The 17,036-nt window shown below is 64.6% G+C and carries 18 protein-coding genes and 1 tRNA gene; 7 read left to right on the top strand and 12 right to left on the bottom strand.

What is annotated here, in order from left to right; translation table 11 throughout:
• Position 1: 1 nt before the first annotated feature.
• The 5 genes from VF617_RS05545 to VF617_RS05525 all read right to left on the bottom strand — a co-directional run bounded on the left by VF617_RS05545 (position 2) and on the right by VF617_RS05525 (position 5,147).
• Positions 2-1,444: an NAD(P)-dependent oxidoreductase gene (locus VF617_RS05545; protein ID WP_331013872.1), complete on the bottom strand. Its 1,443-nt coding sequence runs from the start codon at positions 1,442-1,444 to the stop codon at positions 2-4.
• A 123-nt stretch (positions 1,445-1,567) separates the two neighbouring features.
• Positions 1,568-2,368 carry an undecaprenyl-diphosphate phosphatase gene (locus VF617_RS05540; protein WP_331013871.1) on the bottom strand — a complete coding sequence of 267 codons (801 nt, stop codon included), beginning with the start codon at positions 2,366-2,368 and terminating at the stop codon, positions 1,568-1,570.
• Positions 2,369-2,395: 27 nt separating this feature from the next.
• Positions 2,396-3,322 (bottom strand): complex I NDUFA9 subunit family protein, encoded by a 927-nt coding sequence (locus tag VF617_RS05535; RefSeq protein WP_331013870.1) that lies wholly within the window; start codon positions 3,320-3,322, stop codon positions 2,396-2,398.
• A 75-nt stretch (positions 3,323-3,397) separates the two neighbouring features.
• Positions 3,398-3,904, bottom strand: a complete 507-nt coding sequence (locus VF617_RS05530; protein ID WP_331013869.1) for a hemerythrin domain-containing protein — start codon at positions 3,902-3,904, stop codon at positions 3,398-3,400.
• Between the two features lie 73 nt (positions 3,905-3,977).
• A complete protein-coding gene (locus tag VF617_RS05525; protein WP_331014015.1) occupies positions 3,978-5,147 on the bottom strand; it encodes a phosphatidylserine/phosphatidylglycerophosphate/cardiolipin synthase family protein in 1,170 nt (389 codons plus the stop codon).
• 194 nt (positions 5,148-5,341) lie between these two features.
• Here VF617_RS05525 and rpoZ point away from each other — a divergent pair, with 194 nt between their 5' ends.
• A complete protein-coding gene (gene rpoZ, locus VF617_RS05520) occupies positions 5,342-5,686 on the top strand; it encodes a DNA-directed RNA polymerase subunit omega (RefSeq protein WP_331013868.1) in 345 nt (114 codons plus the stop codon).
• 65 nt (positions 5,687-5,751) lie between these two features.
• Here the strand turns inward: rpoZ and VF617_RS05515 are convergent, their stop codons facing one another.
• The 3 genes from VF617_RS05515 to VF617_RS05505 all read right to left on the bottom strand — a co-directional run bounded on the left by VF617_RS05515 (position 5,752) and on the right by VF617_RS05505 (position 7,979).
• Entirely contained in the window at positions 5,752-6,183 is a 432-nt protein-coding gene (locus VF617_RS05515) for a ca2+ sensor protein (RefSeq protein WP_331013867.1), read from the bottom strand.
• A gap of 78 nt (positions 6,184-6,261) precedes the next feature.
• On the bottom strand, positions 6,262-6,930 hold the full coding sequence (locus VF617_RS05510) for an RlmE family RNA methyltransferase (protein WP_331013866.1): 669 nt from the start codon (positions 6,928-6,930) through the stop codon (positions 6,262-6,264).
• Complete coding sequence (locus VF617_RS05505; protein WP_414713962.1) at positions 6,927-7,979, bottom strand: Ppx/GppA phosphatase family protein; 1,053 nt, start codon at positions 7,977-7,979, stop codon at positions 6,927-6,929. Before VF617_RS05505 ends, VF617_RS05510 begins: the two co-directional genes overlap by 4 nt.
• A 181-nt stretch (positions 7,980-8,160) precedes the next feature.
• Here VF617_RS05505 and VF617_RS05500 point away from each other — a divergent pair.
• The 3 genes from VF617_RS05500 to VF617_RS05490 all read left to right on the top strand — a co-directional run bounded on the left by VF617_RS05500 (position 8,161) and on the right by VF617_RS05490 (position 10,433).
• A tRNA-Gln gene (locus VF617_RS05500) sits at positions 8,161-8,234 on the top strand.
• Positions 8,235-8,371: 137 nt separating this feature from the next.
• Entirely contained in the window at positions 8,372-9,652 is a 1,281-nt protein-coding gene (locus tag VF617_RS05495; RefSeq protein ID WP_331013865.1) for a tyrosine-type recombinase/integrase, read from the top strand.
• Between the two features lie 22 nt (positions 9,653-9,674).
• Positions 9,675-10,433: a hypothetical protein gene (locus tag VF617_RS05490; protein ID WP_331013864.1), complete on the top strand. Its 759-nt coding sequence runs from the start codon at positions 9,675-9,677 to the stop codon at positions 10,431-10,433.
• A gap of 321 nt (positions 10,434-10,754) precedes the next feature.
• Here VF617_RS05490 and VF617_RS05485 read toward each other — a convergent pair whose 3' ends face one another.
• Positions 10,755-10,997 carry a hypothetical protein gene (locus VF617_RS05485; protein WP_331014024.1) on the bottom strand — a complete coding sequence of 81 codons (243 nt, stop codon included), beginning with the start codon at positions 10,995-10,997 and terminating at the stop codon, positions 10,755-10,757.
• Between VF617_RS05485 and VF617_RS05480 the strand changes: the two genes are divergently transcribed.
• Positions 10,942-11,466, top strand: a complete 525-nt coding sequence (locus VF617_RS05480) for an HIRAN domain-containing protein (RefSeq protein ID WP_331013863.1) — start codon at positions 10,942-10,944, stop codon at positions 11,464-11,466. The genes VF617_RS05485 and VF617_RS05480 overlap by 56 nt on opposite strands.
• A 43-nt stretch (positions 11,467-11,509) precedes the next feature.
• Entirely contained in the window at positions 11,510-11,989 is a 480-nt protein-coding gene (locus tag VF617_RS05475) for a hypothetical protein (protein WP_331013862.1), read from the top strand.
• A 101-nt stretch (positions 11,990-12,090) separates the two neighbouring features.
• On the opposite strand, the gene VF617_RS05470 is transcribed toward VF617_RS05475, so the two are convergent.
• The 3 genes from VF617_RS05470 to VF617_RS05460 all read right to left on the bottom strand — a co-directional run bounded on the left by VF617_RS05470 (position 12,091) and on the right by VF617_RS05460 (position 16,015).
• Positions 12,091-12,924 (bottom strand): DNA adenine methylase, encoded by an 834-nt coding sequence (locus tag VF617_RS05470; protein WP_331013861.1) that lies wholly within the window; start codon positions 12,922-12,924, stop codon positions 12,091-12,093.
• A 153-nt stretch (positions 12,925-13,077) separates the two neighbouring features.
• The gene (locus VF617_RS05465; protein WP_414713960.1) at positions 13,078-13,914 is read right to left on the bottom strand and encodes a phage portal protein; all 837 of its coding nucleotides are present in this window, start codon (positions 13,912-13,914) and stop codon (positions 13,078-13,080) included.
• On the bottom strand, positions 13,835-16,015 hold the full coding sequence (locus VF617_RS05460) for a terminase large subunit domain-containing protein (RefSeq protein WP_414713959.1): 2,181 nt from the start codon (positions 16,013-16,015) through the stop codon (positions 13,835-13,837). Before VF617_RS05460 ends, VF617_RS05465 begins: the two co-directional genes overlap by 80 nt.
• Positions 16,016-16,184: 169 nt before the next feature.
• Here VF617_RS05460 and VF617_RS05455 point away from each other — a divergent pair, with 169 nt between their 5' ends.
• A complete protein-coding gene (locus VF617_RS05455) occupies positions 16,185-17,006 on the top strand; it encodes a GPO family capsid scaffolding protein (protein WP_331013859.1) in 822 nt (273 codons plus the stop codon).
• The last annotated feature ends 30 nt before the right edge of the window (positions 17,007-17,036 follow it).

The raw sequence follows: 17,036 nt of genomic DNA, 5'->3' as shown, positions 1-17,036 counted from the left end.
TTCAAGCAGCGCGCGCAGGCGCATCGGCGCCGGCGCGCATCCAGGCATGCATATGCGCCGCCACATCGCGGCCGTCGCGAATCGCCCAGACGACCAGACTCGCCCCGCGTACGATATCGCCCGCCGCGAACACGCCGTCGAGACTCGTCATCATCGTGCGTCCGTCCGCGCGGACCGTGCCCCAGCGCGTGATCCCGAGTTGGGGCGCGCCGAACAAGACGGGCAGATCCTCCGCTTCGAAACCCAGGGCCTTGATCACCAGATCGGCGGGAAGCTGAAACTCGGCCCCGGGATCGTGTTCGGGCGAGCGGCGGCCGCTGGCATCGGGTGCGCCGAGGCGCATCTTGGCCGCCCGGACACTGGTGACATGCTCGGCCCCGTCAAAGGCTTCGGGGGCGGAGAGCCAGACGAATTCGACGCCTTCCTCCTCCGCATTGGCGGTCTCGCGCTGCGAGCCGGGCATGTTGGAGCGGTCGCGGCGATACAGGCATTTGACCGAGGCCGCGCCCTGGCGGACCGCGGTGCGCACGCAATCCATCGCGGTGTCGCCCCCCCCAATCACGACGACATGCTTGCCCGCAGCATCGAGCTGCCCCGAATCGAAATCGGGAACCGCATCGCCAAAGCCCTTGCGGTTAGACGCAGTGAGATAGTCGAGCGCTTCTACCACGCCCGCCGTGCCGACGCCGGGGGCCTTGATCCCGCGCGCCTTGTAGACGCCGGTGGCGATCAGCACGCTGTCATGGCGGGAGCGCAACTCGTCGAGGCTGGCGTCGCGGCCGACTTCGAAGCTGTGATGGAAGACGATGCCGGCTTCCCTGAGGCGCTCGACACGGCGCATAACGACATGCTTTTCGAGCTTGAAGCCCGGAATGCCATAGGTCAGCAGCCCGCCGGCCCGATCATGCCGATCGTAGACATGCACCTCATGCCCCCGCTCGCGCAGATATTCGGCGGCGGACAAGCCGGCGGGGCCTGCGCCGATCACACCTACCGACTGGCCGGTGGCGGGGCCAACACGGACGGGCTCGACCCAGCCTTCTTCCCACGCGGTGTCGGTGATGAACTTCTCGACCGAGCCGATGGTGACCGCGCCGTGCCCCGAGAATTCGATCACGCAATTGCCTTCGCAAAGCCGATCCTGCGGACAGATTCGGCCGCAGATTTCGGGCATGGTCGAAGTCGCGTTGGAAAGCTCATAAGCTTCGCGCAGCCGCCCTTCAGCAGTGAGGCGCAGCCAATCGGGGATGTGATTGTGCAAGGGGCAATGCACCGTGCAATAGGGCACGCCGCATTGCGAGCAGCGCCCCGCCTGTTCCTCTGCGGCGGGCACGCCATAGCGATCCGCGATCTCGCGGAAATCCTCGGCGCGCAGGGAAGCCGCGCGCTTTGAGGGGTATTGCTGCCCCCGGTCGACAAATTTTAGCATGGAATCGTCTGCCATGCGTTGCAGCTATCCCGGCTCGATGGGAAATTAAAGACAGTTATGCTGTCCTATTTATTGATTCACGCCGGCCAATGAGAGATAATCATGAGATTGTGCTGATTATTTAGGTCCAATGCGGCCTTACTTAAATCCAAGCCATATCAATGCGGCTCCGCCCGCGACGATTCGATACCACGCGAAGGGAGCGAAGCCGTGCTTCGTGACGACCGCGAGGAATGCCTTTACCACCACCAGCGCGACCACGAACGACACTATGAAGCCGACGGCGATCAGTCCGAGGCTGTCCGACGTGATTGCGTCGCGATGCTTGTAAAGCTGAAGCGCGGTCGCGCCGGTGAGCGTCGGCAGCGCCAGAAAGAAGCTGAAATCGGCTGCGGTCCGCCGATCGATCCCCAGCGCCATCGCGCCCATGATCGTCGCCCCCGAACGGCTGACCCCGGGCACCATCGCGAGGCACTGGACCAGGCCGATCTTGACCGATTGGGAGAGGGAGACACCGGCGATGCCGAGCACATTCTCGGTGCGGGCAAGCCGCTCGACGACGAGGATCGCGACACCGCCCACGATCAACGCCCATGCGACAACCACTGCGTTTTCCAGCAGTGCGTCTATCTGGTCGGCCAACAGCAGCCCGAGCGCGACCGCAGGCACGAAGGCGATCAGCAGATTGCGCACGAACGCCACCGAATTGGCTTCCCAGCGGAGCAGCCCCTTGGTCACCGCGAGGAAGGTACGCCAATAGAGCACGACGATGGCGAGGATCGCGCCGGGCTGGATCGCTATGTTGAACACCGCCCATTTCGCCGCGTCATAGCCCATCAGCTCGGTGGCCAGGATCAGGTGCCCGGTCGACGAGACCGGCAGGAATTCGGTAATGCCCTCGACGATCCCGAGCAGGATCGCGACCAGAAGTTCGCTCATTCGATCACGCCCCCATTACCAATCTCTTCAGGCCGCCGCGTTCCGGCCGAACCGCCCCTGCTTGCGGAAGCGCACAAGCCATGCGGGCGCCACGCTCGCAAGCGGGGTGGGCACGATGCCGAATGCCGCGAAACCCAGAGCCGCGGGGGGCACGACATTGTCGCATGCAAGCATCCGCCACTGATCGCGCGTGACCGGCGCAAAGGGAAGATACGGGACCAGCGCGCCGATCGCATCCGGCAGCTCGACGAAGGGAACATCACGGCCGATCGCGCCGCCGATCCAGCGGAACAGCTGCGCCATCGTCATCACGTCGGGACCGCCCAGCGCGTAGGTCTGCCCCGCATGCGGGGCGGGCTCCGCGAGCGCCTGGACGATCGCGCCGGCGACATCGGCGGCATAAGCGGGCTGGAACTTCGCTTCGCCGCGCAGCACCGGGACCACCGGCGCGGCGGCGATCAGGCCGGCGAAGCGGTTCACGAACTGGTCTTCGCGACCAAACAGGATAGAGGGGCGGAAGATCGTCGCGGCGGGAAACGCCGCACGGACCGCGACCTCGCCCTCGGCCTTGCTGCGGCCATAAGCGGAGGCGGATTCGAGGCCGGCTCCGAGCGCCGAGACATGCACCATGGTCGCCACCCCTGCCCGCGCCGCGGCCTCCGCCACGTTGCGCGCGCCATCGACGTGCACGCCCTGGAAATCGCCCGACAGCAATCCGGCGAGATTCACCACCGCATCCGATCCCTGGAGCGCGCGGGCAAGCGTATCCGGCCTGCGGATATCGACGCAGGCGAACTGGATCTGGCCGAGCCCTCCCTGGGGCCGCAGGAACCAGGCGTCACGCGGGCGGGGCTGGGCGACGCGGAGCCGCGCGCCGGCGGCAAGCAGCTCACGCGCGACATAGCGGCCCAGAAATCCGCCACCGCCGATCAGCGTAACCAGCCTGTCCTTCATCGCCTGCCACTCCTGCGCCCGGGGCCGTCTCCCATGCCGCGCGGCGCGGGAAACGGCAAGCGCGAGTGAGCCCCGTTAAACGGTGACTTCGGTCAGCGTCGTCGTCTGGGGCTTGGTCAGGCCGCCGGCCTTGTAGCCGGCGATCAGCTCTTCCTTGCGGGCGCGGAGCTGTTCGCCCAGCGCATCCATGTCGAGCCCGGCCTTGCGCGCTTGGGAAAACATGCCCTCCATGCGCTTTTCCTCTTCCTCGACATGATGCTCGATCTGCTCGGAGAGCACCTTGACCTTGGCGTCGTAATATTCGTCGTCGGGGCCGCCGGCTTCGATCTCCGCGATCAGCACCTTGGCGCCGTCATGCTCGACATAGGCTTCCTTGAGCAGGTCTTCCTCGATCTTGCCTTCGCAAGCCGGGTAGAAAATCTCTTCCTCGATCTGGGCATGGACTGTCAGCTCCAGGCAGATCTGCAGCGCGATCTTCTGCTTCTTGCCCGATCCACTGGCGGATTCGAATTGCTCGAACAGCTCCTCAACCGTGCGGTGGTCCGCCTTGAGAAGTGCGATTGCGTCGGGTTGGTCGGCCATATTGAATCTCCGGGTTGTTCCGGGTTCGAACGCTTCCGTTTCGACTCCGTGCCAATTGCGAGTCGTTCGCGGCTCAGGACTTTCTCCGGTGTGGCGCGAAGTTGAGCCGGCGCGTCACATTATAGTCGAGCACCGCCATCACGAAATATGCGCCCGCCTGCTTGATCCGAGTCCACAGCCCGGTGCGGGATTTGTGGAGTGCGGCGGTGATCCGTTCGGAATTTGCGATCTCGCCCTCGACATAATTGCGCACATGCGCCGCGAAGTGCGCATCCTCGATCCGCAGCATCAGCTCCAGATTGAGGAACATCGAGCGGATGTCGAAATTGGCCGAACCGATATGGACGACATCCCCGATCACGAACAGCTTGGTGTGCAGCTTGGTCGGCTGATACTCGTAGATCTGAACCCGCTTGCGCAGCAGCCCGGCATACGTAAAGCGCGCCGCCCACACCGCCGCGCCGTGATCGAGCTTCGAGGGCAGGATCAGGCGCACCTGGCCGCGCTTGCCCGCCTTGTCGAGCCGCCGCAGCATCGCGGGATTAGGGGCGAAATAGGCGGCGATGATGTCGATCGCGTGCGACCGCTCCATATCGCGCTTCACCACGCGCGCCCAGGGCGACAGCCGGCGCATCGGCCCGCCCAGGAGCCAGCGTGTCGCGCCTTCGGGCTCGCTCCATTCGCACAAGGTCTTGCCCAGGCTGCGCATCGACGCCTTGGGCCGCTTCGCCCAGCGGGACAGCGCATCGAAATAACCGGTCAGCCGCGCCGCCGCCGGCCCTTCGACCAACAGGCCCAGATCGCGCCACGCGGCTTCGGCCTGGGTGCCGAAATAGCTGTCTTCGATATTGAAGCCTCCGATGATCACGCGCGCTTCGTCGGCGAGCGCCAGCTTCTGGTGGTTGCGCAGCAGGTAGCGCCGGCCCCAGCGCGGGACGAAGCGGCAAACCGAGACGCCCGCCTCTTCAAGCGGGGCGAAGAACTTCCGGGCCTGGGCGGGCTCGCTGCCCATGCCGTCCACGATCAGGCGAACCTCGACTCCGCGCTTCGCCGCCGCGATCAACGCGTCGCGCACCGCCTCGCCCGCCTCGTCGGCGACATAGATGTAATAGAGCACCCGCAGCGAATGCCTGGCCGAGCCGATCAGCGCGAGCAGCGCTTCCATCCGCGCGGGCCCTTCGGTGATCAGCGTCAGCCGGTTGCCATCGACCAGATGGGGCAAGCGCGCGGGCATGCCCGGCATGTGCGGAGCATCGGCTGGCTTGGCAAGCGCGTGCATCGTCGGGAAGGGGCCTTTCGTTTCAGGTGCGTTACTGAACGCGCGATGCGGCGATTTGGTTCGCCGCCGTGCCGGTCGGCGCATTTCCTTGACAATTCCGGCACCCCCAACTAGGTGCCACGCCTTTCCCGGACACCATTAATCCAAGGAAGCGTTCCATGGCGCGCGTCACCGTCGAAGATTGCGTCGACAAGATTCCGAACCGTTTCGACCTGGTGCTCTTCGCAGCCCAGCGCGCCCGCCAGATTTCGGGCGGCGCCGAGCTGACGATCGACCGCGACCGCGACAAAAACCCGGTGGTAGCGCTGCGCGAGATCGCCGAGGAGACCGTCCACCCGGGAAACCTCGAGGAATCGGTCGTCTCGGGCATGCAGCGCGTCCAGATCGACGACGAGGAAGCTCCGGACGAAGTCGGCAGCATCGCGGCTTCGGCCGAGGCGCTTCGCCTGACGGCTGCCGCGCCGCCTCGTAATCAGAACCTGGGCGGCGATTACGACGGTTAAGCCGACGCTATCGCGAGACTCGTAAAAAGGCCGGGGGCAAACCCCGGCCTTTTTCGTTTCAGCGCTTAATTGCCGGACCGCTGCTGCTGGCGTGCGCGCGCGGCTTCGATTTCGGTCGCGTCGATCTTGCCGTCCTTGTTGGCGTCCATGCGATCGAAGCGCATGCCAGCCGACGCCCGCATTTCCTCAAGCGAGATCAGCCCATCGCCATCGGTGTCGGCGCGGCCCATGCCGCGGCCGCCCCCGCCGCCATTACCACCACCATTGCCGCCGCCAGCGCCGGCGCCCGCCTGGCGCTCCGCAGTGCTGAGCTTGCCGTTCTTGTCGGTATCGAGCCCCGCGAAACGCGCTTCGCTGGCCGCCACCATTTCATCCTTGGTCGTGACACCGTCGCCATTGGGATCGGGAAACATCTGCGGGCGGTCCTGCGCGCTCGCCTGGGCAGCACCCCCAAGCAAGGCCGTACCGAGCAGGGTGCCGAAAAGCAGCTTCTTCATGGATCAACTCCTGAGAATCGCCCGCAAATTCGGGCATTGCGGATGTAATGGACCCCAGCTGTCGCAAAAGTTTGTCAGCTATTCGGCGCGACCCTTGAAGCCTTGCGCCACCACGAACCATTCAACCGAGCCCTTGCGGCTGGCAGGTGGCTTCGCATGTTTCACGGTCGTGAAATTGCGCTTGAGCTCAGCCACCATCGCCGAATCCGCGCCGCCGGCGAAGACCTTCGAGACGAACGTTCCGCCGGGCTCAAGCTGCCGGACCGCGAAATCGAGCGCGAGCTCGACCAGCGCCATGGTGCGCAGTGCGTCGGTCTGGGGATGGCCCACCGTGTTCGCCGCCATGTCCGAGATAACCAGGTCGGGCTGACCGCCCAGCGCCTCGATCAGCCTGTCCGGCGCGGCATCGTCCATGAAATCCATCTGGAGAATCGTCGCCCCCTCGATCGGATCGACCGGGAGTAAATCGATGCCTACGATCGCCGCCTTGGGCAGCTTGCGCCGGATCACCTGCGTCCAGCCGCCCGGCGCCAGGCCCAGATCGACGACGCGTTTGGCGCCCTTCAGAAAGCCGAACTTCTCGTCGAGCTCGGTCAATTTATAGGCCGCGCGGCTGCGATAGCCCTCCGCCTTGGCCTTTTTCACATAGGGGTCGTTCAGCTGGCGCTCCAGCCAGCGGTTCGATTGCGGCGTCCGCCCGCGCGAAGTCTTGACGCGAGTGTGGCCCCTGGCTCCGCCTCTACTCACAACATCCGCCCGTTCATCAGCCGGCGCAAAATGCCTTCGCGGATGCCACGATCGGCGATGCCAAGGCGCTGCGCGGGCCACAGATCGAGGATCGTCTCGAGAATCGCGCAGCCCGCCACCACCAGATCGGCGCGCTCGCTGCCGATGCACGGCACCTGGCCGCGCTCGGCCAGCGTCATGCCCGCCAGCCTGGTGCTTACTTCGCGCATCGCCTGGGTAGGAACGATCAGCCCGTCGACTGCGGAGCGATCATAAGCGGCAAGACCCAGATGGACGCTGGCGAGCGTGGTCACCGTCCCGCTGGTGCCGAGCAGCCGCGGCGTCCCCACCGGCGGCTGGAGCCGATCGGCAAAGGGCGCGAAGCTGGCTTTCACGCGTGCGCACATATCGGCGTAAAGATCGGCAAGTCCGTGCGCGCCCGGTGCGGCCTCTCCCACTGCCTCGGTGAGCGAGACCACACCCCAAGGCGCGCTGTGCCAGTCGAGGATGCGGGGGACCGGGACCTGCGAATCGACGAGCACCAATTCGGTGGATCCGCCGCCAATGTCGAACACGATCGCGGGGCCGTCGCCGGGCTCGAGCAGGGCGTGGCAGCCGAGAACCGCGAGCCGCGCTTCCTCTTCGGCAGTGATGATATCGAGCGCGATCCCGGTTTCGCGATAGACGCGCTCGATGAATTCGGCGCCGTTCGAAGCCTGCCGGCAGGCTTCGGTCGCGACCGAGCGCGCGAGCGTCACGTTGCGGCGCTTCAATTTCTCGGCGCACACCTTGAGCGCGGCGAGCGTTCGCTCGATCGCAGCGTCCGACAATCGTCCGCTGGTCGCAAGCCCTTCGCCCAGCCGGACGATCCGCGAGAACGCATCGACCACGGCAAAGCCGCCGCCCTGCGGGCGCGCGATGAGCAGGCGGCAATTATTGGTGCCCAGATCGAGCGCGGCATAATGGCGCGATTCCGGCCAGCGCGCGCGGGGCTGGCGTTCCTGGGGCGGGGGCATTCCGAAGGGCTCGGAGCCCCCGGCGCGGGGCATGTTGGCGGAGCCATCCCCCATCTGTCTTCACTCGCTTATGTTCTGGTTCGGTCGCGGGCCGATGCGGCCCGTCCGTGCTTGAACCACGGCCTAGCGAAGAGTCTGCCGCGCGGCAAGGCGAGCGCCGCCGCGCCAGCGTTGACACACCCGAAAGCCCGCCCTATTTCGCCCGGCCTGCCCGTCGCGCCGTCGCGCTGGCCGATGCCCCGTCGTCTAATGGTAAGACTACGGACTCTGACTCCGTCTATTGAGGTTCGAATCCTCACGGGGCATCCAAGGCCACCAATCAGGGGCGATCATGGGCGATCAAATCGCCTTGCGTTTCCTCCACTTACCCCACACAAAACGATCATGCGCGATCATGCACGATCAGGGAAGGGCCCCCAATCTGGGGGCTTTATCGGGGGCCGGCTTTGCTGACCGATTTACAGGTGCGGAAGGCGAAGAATCGGGATCGCGCGTACAAAATAGCCGATTCGCTTGGCCTCTACCTATTCGTCACCACAACGGGTGCGAAGTCTTGGCGCTTCAAATACCGCTTTGGAGATCGGCTCGGGGGCAAGGCGGGCAAGATCGAGCGGAAGCTGGTCTTCGGCATGTACCCGGAAATGACGCTAGAGGAAGCGCGGGAAGCGCGGGACTCGGCTCGCCGATTGCTGAAGCAGGGGATCGATCCCGGCGTCCGCAAGAAGCAGGAAGCCGCCGCGGCTTCGTCGGCCTCAGCCAACACTTTCGAATTGATCGCGCGCGAGTATCATCGGCAGAAGTCTCTCGCGCTTGTGCCCAAGTACGGGAAGGCGATTCTCAGCCGCCTCGAGACCCACGTCTTTCGCGAGCTGGGCGGCGTCGCGATCACCGAGATCACGGCGCCAATGGTGCTGAAAGTAATCCGCGCGATCGAGGCGAAGGGCAGCTTGAATATGGCGCACCGCGTCCGAGGGCATGTCTCGGAGGTATTCGTCCACGGCATCTCGACTGGTCGTTGCGCCAACGATCCCGCGGCAATCATCCAGCGCGCGCTGGTGCCGATCGATACGCGTCTGCGGCCAGCAATAAGGAAGATCGAGCCCTTGCGGGCGATGCTGGCCCACACCGAGACCAGGCCAAGCTATTGGGCGACGAAACTTGCCTCGCGGCTGCTCGCCCTCACGGCTGCCCGGCCCGGTGTCGTGGAGCGAGCGGAGCGCAGCGAATTCGAGGATCTCGACGGCAAGGCTCCCATCTGGCGCATACCCGCCCTGAAAATGAAGCTCACCCGCGAACGCAAGCGGGATGTGTCGTTCGAGTTCGTCATCCCGCTGTCGAAACAGGCCGTCGAGGTTGTGAAGCTGGCGATGCAGCTGTCCCCCAGCAAGACCTTCCTGTTCCCAGCTTGGAAGGATTCGCACTCGCCGATCAGCAATTCCACCGTCAGCAAATTCTATCGGGCCTCGGGGTTCACCGGGATCCACGTGCCGCACGGGTGGAGGAGCAGCTTCTCGACGATCATGAACGAGGCGGCAGCGGCGCGCGATCGACAGGGCGATCGCGCCGTAATCGATCTGATGCTGGCACACATGCCGGACGACGTGGAGGCCGTTTACAACAGGGCGGCATACATGCCGCGCCGGCGCATGATCGCCCAGGCCTGGGCCGACCTTCTGATGAAGGACGCCGAACCGGCAGACACCCTGATCGCCAACTCTCGACGGTAGCCCCGGCGACGGGAGCCCGGGCATGACCGCGCGGACCTTCGCAGATCTCGCGGCCCAGCTACATGACAGCATTGCTCCGGCCGGCACAGCCAAGATCCGCCGCACCGGTCAGCCTGTGCGGCCGAACAGCTTTCACATTGGGGAACGTGAGCGCCAAGTGTGGCGTCCGATCGCAGATGGCACCAGCCGCGGCGCCCGCCGCTGGATCGGCGCAATGATGCAGGCGGCCGAGCGGTACGACCGGATGAAGAAAGCTGAGGGAAAGCGCAACGGCGCCCTCGGTCACGTCGGGCTTGAAGTGCTCCGCGAGTTGCTCCGGCTGGTCGATTATAAGACCGGCGCGCTCTTTCCCTCGATCGAAACGGTAGCGAGAAACATCCGGCGCGCGCGCGCCGCGGTGGTAGCGGCAATGGCCAGGCTGAGGGAACACGGCTTTTTGACGTGGATCCGCCGCACCGAGCCGACTGAAAATGCCGGCGGCTACGGCCCGCAGGTAAAGCAGATCTCCAACGCCTATGGCTTCGACGTCACGAAGCTGCCTAAGTTTGCCGCCGATCTTATCCGGCGGCTGATCGGCGTAGGCCCCCCGCCAGACGACGATTGCGCCCGTCGGGCGGAGGATCGCGCCGCGACCAATGCGATGCTTGACGGCCTTCCCCTAGCCAAACAGGGCAGCGCTCGCGTGTCTGATCCCCAACTGGCGGCAGCTCTCGACCGCCTCGGCGCGTCTCTCAGTAACGCGAATTCACCGGGCGGTCAGAATCCGGGCTCTGAAGGATAATATATGAGGAATCGCCTGCGGCGATGCTCCAGCAATGTGGAAGTCCCCCCAAGCGCAACGCACAAAGGCACGACCGGTTAGTCTCACGACTTTCGGGACGAAGCGGCTGTGGCCGCTTCGGCTGCTCTCCAGGGGGAGCAGGGCATGGATCGTGCCAAAGAAACGGACGTGGCGCCAAGGCCCGCTGGGTGCGTCATATCGCATCACGCAAATCACAATTCTCCTCAGCGGCGTCCTCAGAGGATACTTGCTGCGTCGAAAACCACATATTTAGCCCGCGGGCGAGGCGGGGGGAAAAGCGCCGCCCGTGGGGTCGCAGGTTCAGACCTCGGCCTGCCCCGGCGTCACGCCCAGCTCGATAGCGTCGATGCCCATGTATCGCGCCAGCCGCGCCGCGTCGGCTACCTCGAGCCGCTGCGGCGCCCCACGCTCGAGGAAGTCGTGAACGTAGCCAGGTGCCTTGCCGAGCACGCGCGATAGTTCCTGCCTATGCAGGCCGCGCCGATCGATGAGCACGCGCAGCGCGGCGCGCACTTCCGTGTCGGTGCGATATTCGGGCGCCATCAAACAATCTCCTTGCCGAATCGGGCGCCCTCCACATAGGTGCGTTCTACTTATGTTCCAATATCCTACAGCTCGTAGTGGCCGCGAACTCAGCCTCGCCGTCGTCGGCCTGGCCTATCCAAACCTCGACAAGAGCAGCCGACGATTCGAGGCTGAGCTTTGCGCCCCCGGTGATCGGGTCGAACTGCGCCTCGAGCCGAAAAACCCAAAGGATCCGCGCGCTATCGCCGTGTATAGCGAACGCGGTATCCAGCTCGGATATCTCACCGCCGAGCGCTGCGGCCTGGTCGGGTCCTGGCTGCGCGCTGGCGAGGAATGCGCTGCCGTATTTCAGGAGTTGCGGGGAAGCGTGGCGAGCATCCGTGCTCGCTTCGGCGGGGGAGAGCCTGCCTTGCCTACCCCGATCGACCGCGCCGAGTTCGATCATTGTGAATGGGTAGACCCGCCAGCACCGGATTGGGGAGCCTGACTTCATGGTCGGGCCGCCTAAGTCCCTTTCCGACCTTCGCCGCGTGGAGGCGCAGATCAACGTCATCTGCCGCGGCTGCAAGACCGAACAAGTGTGGGAGCTCGACGCGCTGATCGAAGAGGTGGAGCGCAACGGCGGTAACACCAACTGGTTCACCGCGCGCTATGCGGTCAAATGCCCGCGTAACTGCCCGGCGCCGCTGATCGACCTGCAGATCATCCCGTTCGGCGAGCGACGGGCGCGAAGGCGGGCGCATCGCCATGCGCTGCTCAACCTTGCTCTACAAATCCTTCACGAAGCAACGGCGCTGTCGGTGACCGAACCTGTCGGCACGATCTATGTCCGCCTCGCGCTGCATGTCCTGCGTCCCATGGTCGAAGATCACCAGCTTCTCACTGACTTCTGGGACGCGGCAACGGCAAAGCGGCGCGGGCCGTGGCGAAACTGTCGCGGGCAATATCGGCGCATTGTCGAAAGGCTGATCGAGCGCGGCGCGCCGATCGATGCCAAGCACCTTCCCTGACCGGAGCGCTCGATGTCAAAGGTGGGAGCCAATCGCCGACGCAATGAGCATCCCCCAGCCCGCCAGCTGGAGGATGATGAGGACTGTCAATTCAATCGCGATCAACCGGCGTCTGCGCATGCCCCATCGTCCGCTGCCGGATCGAAATTGGCAATCACCAGCTCGGCGACCTTTGACGCGGCGCCGCGGCCGACCGTGTAGGTCGTATCGAACTCGAGCATGTGGAAGCCGCTGAAGGTCTCCCGCACACCCGCGGTGTCATTGATCGACATCAGGAACCGCCCCCGGATCTCGCGCAGTTGCGCGGCCATGGCCTCGAAATCGGCCCGCGCGAATACATCCTGGCCATAGTCCGTCTCGCATCCCCAATAAGGTGGATCGAGATAGAACAGCGTACCGGGCCGATCGTAGCGCCGAATAAATTCCCCATAGGGTAATTGCTCGATCACCACGCCCGCGAGCCGCTCATGGATTTCGCCCAGCATCGGCTCGAGCTTCGAGACATTAAACCGCGCTCCCTGGCTGACATCAACGCCGAAATTGCGCCCGCTGACCTTCCCGCCAAACGCAAGGCGCTGGAGGTACAGAAACCGCGCCGCGCGCTGCAGATCGGTCAACCGCGCCGCTGGCAGAGCGTTGAGGCGCTCGAATTCGGCCCGGCTCGCCACGCGAAAGCGCAGCATGTCGATCAGATAAGGATAATGCTCCTGGAGCACGCGAAACAGCGTGGCGACGTCGCCCGAGATATCGTTGATGATCTCGGCCTTCGGCCGCATGCGCCGGCGCAGGAATATCCCGCCCATGCCCACAAAGGCTTCGGCATAGGCGTCGCACTCCACACGGTCGATCATGCGCGTCAGACGGCCGGCAAGGTTGCGCTTGCCGCCGATATAGCCCGCCGCGGGTGCGACAGGACGAACTAAACTACTGGACATGTAGGAAATCTCGCTCTTCTGGAATCCCGCCCGATGCAAATCGGGTGCGGGACGGCCGACTGGCCTATCTGTCGTGGAGAGCGTATTCTCGTCGGTGAGCCGGGCCGCCACCCGACTTGCCCCCGCTTGGCCACGTGCCGAGCGGGGGTATTCTCAAGCTGCTTTGCTCAAAGGGTTCTCCGGCTCGTCGAAGGCGATCAGCTCGCGCCCCAGATCCTCATTGACTTGATACATCCGCCGCATGATCGGCAGTATTTCGGCCCATGCGAACATGCGCATCGCATCGACCGGGTTGCCGAAGCCGCTCGAACCCTGCGCCGGCACGATGCCCAGGATCTGCGGCGGCGTGCGGTGCGCGGCGAGCACGTCGTCGCGCGTCGCATTTTTGATGCCGAGAAACTCGTCTTTCGCGCCCACTTCGGCGATCGGCAGGATCTTCAGGCTGCCTTCCTTCCCGCCCGGCGCATGGACGAACAAATTCTTGAAATTGCCCGGCCCCTTCGATTTGCGCAGGGCTTCCCGCAGGGCCCTGGTGTCATTCTCGTCGATATCGCCCGTGGCGTAGAGGATGTACCCGGCATGGCTGCCGTTCAGGTAATAGCGCCGGCGAAACAGCGTCGCGGCCTCGTTGAGCAACGCCGACTGGAGCGCGCTCAGATATTCGGGCACGCCATAGATCTCCTGGTTCACGTCGGGCTGCATCAGCATCCGCACGCTGCCGGCGCGAAACTCGGTCTCCTTATTGTAGCCCGGCACGAAGAAGAAGCGGCCGGCCTGCACGCCGCGGCGCGTATATTTGGCCAGCGCGTGCTCATATCGAAAAGCGCCGCCCAGCACGTTGCGCCGCTCCTCGAGGAACGCAAACCCGAAAACGAGATAGTCCTGGACGAACGCTTCGAACGTGGCGCGGCTAAGCAGCGGCGAGGGCTTGAACGCAGAGACGAGCAAATTGCGCTTGAGGTAGATAGCAGAGCTGTGGTGAGGCGACACGCGGAACGCGCGGGCCAGTCCATCGACGGGAATGGGGGGCTCGTACCAGCGGCCATTGTGCGGGCATTCCAGCATGTCCATGATCTGCCGGCGATCGAGCACCGGCTCCGGATCCCCGAAGCTGAATGCCAGTGCCGTCGATTCGCTGCTCGAGTTCGCCACGATCGCTCCCCCCTCGATGGCCCCATGTGAGGCCGCCGCCGCTGCCGCCCTGCTCAGTCGCTTCGCTTTCGTCGGCTTCGCCATCGATAATCTCCATGCGCGTCTTTGGCCGCGCTCTGCCGTCCAGGGGTTCGTTGATGAGAATGTGCATGACGGCCCAGGCCAGGTCGGCGTGGCCGATATCTTCGCTGCGGCTCGCCTTGAACGTGATCGCGCGGCCGCTTCCGGTCAGGGCCTTCTTGATCGACAGGAACGATGACTGCACATCGATCCAGCCGGCGTCGAACTCGATGCGCTGGCGGGCGAAGCTGTGCTGCGCCTTCATCACCATCGCCGCCTTGGTTTCGAGCGAATATTCGATCTTCACCACGCCGCGCATGTCGTCGCGGAGCAGCTGATAGACCGCGGCGCCCACGCCCATCGCGTCGATGCCCAGATAGGTGCAGTTGTAGCGCTTCAGCCGCTCGCGGATGAATTCGGCCTGCGCCTGGAAGTCGAGTCCGCGCAGCTGGTAACGCTCGAGCAGCCGGAATTTGCCCGTCGGGCTCAGGGGCGGCAGCGCGATCACCAGCGCCGCATTATCGCCGTCCTCGCTCTCCTGCGGATCGTAACCGGCCCAAACCTCGCGATTGCCGACGGGCCGCTTGGCCAACAGATCCACATCGAGCCAATCGACTCCCGAATCGACTGTCGCGCGCTGCAGCTCGTTGAACTTGAATGCCGAGAGGCTGTCATCGACGAACTGGCACATCAGCAGATTGGCGAATTCGTCGGGCGCATATTCGATGCGCAGCTCTTCCACGTCGAACAGGTCGCATCCGCGCGCCCCCGCGTCCTCGATCGTCACGATCTGGCGCCACACATTGTCCTCGCACAGCACGCCGCGCTGCAAGCGGGCATGGCCGGTGTCGATCTCCACCCGATCGGCCTTCTTCACGCGCCGGTTGCGGCGGTCGCCGGTCCAATAGGGATGCGCCTGGTGCGCCACGCTCGACGGCGTCGAGAAATAGGTCCGGCGCCAGCGCTTGTGCATCGCCATGGCGCTGGCGACCTTGTTCAGCTCCTCGAAGCCATAGGTCCAGAAGAACTCGTCGAAATAGAAATTGCCGTGATAGCCCTGCGCAGTGCGGGCGTTGGTGCCCAGGAAGATCAGCTCGGCCGCCGGCTCGCCTTCGGGCATCGTGTCGGCGGTGATCACGATCGGGTCGCCCTGCAGCTTCACGCCGACGCGCGCCGCGAACTGGATGATATAGCCGCGGAAGATGTGCGCCTGGTTCTTCGATGCCGAGAGGAAGATCTGATTGCCGCCGCCGCGCAGTGCGTCGAGCAACGCCTCGCGGGCGAAATACCAGGTCGCGCCGATCTGGCGCGATTTCAGGATCATGCGGGTGCGCTGATCCTTCGCGCTCCACCAATCCTCCTGATAGCCGAACAGCTCGGCATGGAAGATGCGCTCCAGTTCCTCGACCTGCTCGGCCGTGAAGTGGTTCTTTTTCTTGCCCGCCTTGCGGTCGCCGGCATTGCGATTGGCGATCTTCTCGTTGAGATCGCCCTCATGCCCTCCCGGCGCTTCGTAACGCCGCACCCGCGCGGCCATCACGATCGCCCGCATCAGCAGGTCGATTTCCTTATAGTCGGCGCCGGTCTTCTGTTCCTTAAGGATCAGGCGGCTGAGCCGCATTTCGGCGGTGTTCTCGACGCGATCGAGCGGGCTGGTTTTATCCCAGCCCTGGCGCTGCTTCCACGCCTCGATCGTCGATCGCGCATAAGCGTTTCCAGTCTCGTCGTTGCGGTAGCCGAGGTTGTCGAGCTCGCCGGCGATCTGGGTGACGCCCCATCCGGCCCAATACAGGCTGCGCGCCCAGCGATCCGCCGTGATCGGGATCGGGAACGTGTTTGCCGGCAGGTGCATGCCAGTGTCGGGCGGAAGCTTGTTCATCGGCGCGGAACCTAGCCACGCCACGCCGCCGGCATTGAGCAGCCGCCCTTGTAGAAACCGTCTCTACAAGCCTGCCAGCTTGAGAAGCCGTCCGCCTTCGTCCCCTTTCGCCCAGTCAGCGCGACCCTGTGTCGCCAGAATTTGAGCAGATCCGAGGGAACGCACCGCCATGGGCACCAAGAGCAAGTTCTTCCGCGCCTTCGTTGAAGGTCAGACGATCAGTGACGGCCGCACCGTAACTGCCCAGATGATCGACGACGCGGTCACGACCTTCGACGTTGCCACCTATTCCCCACGCATCAACATCGAGCATATCTCGGGCTACAGCCCGGAACCGCCTTTCAATGGCTATGGGGATGTCTGCGCAGTGAAAGCGCAGACGGACGATATCAATATCGCCGGCAAGACGGAAAAGCGCCGCGCGCTCTACGCGCAAGTCGACGCCAACGATCAGCTCGTCACGCTCTCGGGCAAGGATCAGAAGCCGTTCCCGTCAGTGGAACTCACCCCTGACTATGCCGGCAGCGGCAAGTTCGGCCTGGTCGGCCTCGCCTTTACCGACACGCCCGCCAGCATCGGCACCGAGAAGCTTCAATTCTCCCGCTCGGCACCGGGGACGCTGTTCTCCGCAGCTACCGATGCGATCGAGTTCGGTTTCGAAGCCCCCGCTGCAGATTCCGCCAAGGTCGAGAGCGCGATCGCCGGATTCTTCTCGGCACTCACTGCCAAGTTCAAAGGCGGCGATGCCGGCCCGGTCAAGGAAGAGCCCGTCAAGGAACCCGCCAACGACAATTTCGCCGCCTTCGCCACGGCGATGGGCGAAACCGTCACCAAGTCGATTGCCGCTGCAATCGCTCCCCTCACGCAGGCTCAGACCGCTCTCGATGGGAAGTTCGCCGCACTTGAGGGCAAGCTCGAGAAGACGCCTGACAGCAGCTTCACGCGCCCGCCGGCCTCCGGCGGGACCGGCGCCCTCGTCACCGACTGCTGATCGCCCGCCCGCCGAAATTTCGTTCCGCCA

It is taken from the genome of Sphingomonas sp., assembly GCF_036388215.1.
Taxonomy (GTDB): Bacteria; Pseudomonadota; Alphaproteobacteria; order Sphingomonadales; family Sphingomonadaceae; genus Sphingomonas.
This window is presented reverse-complemented; position numbering and strand designations above follow the sequence as displayed.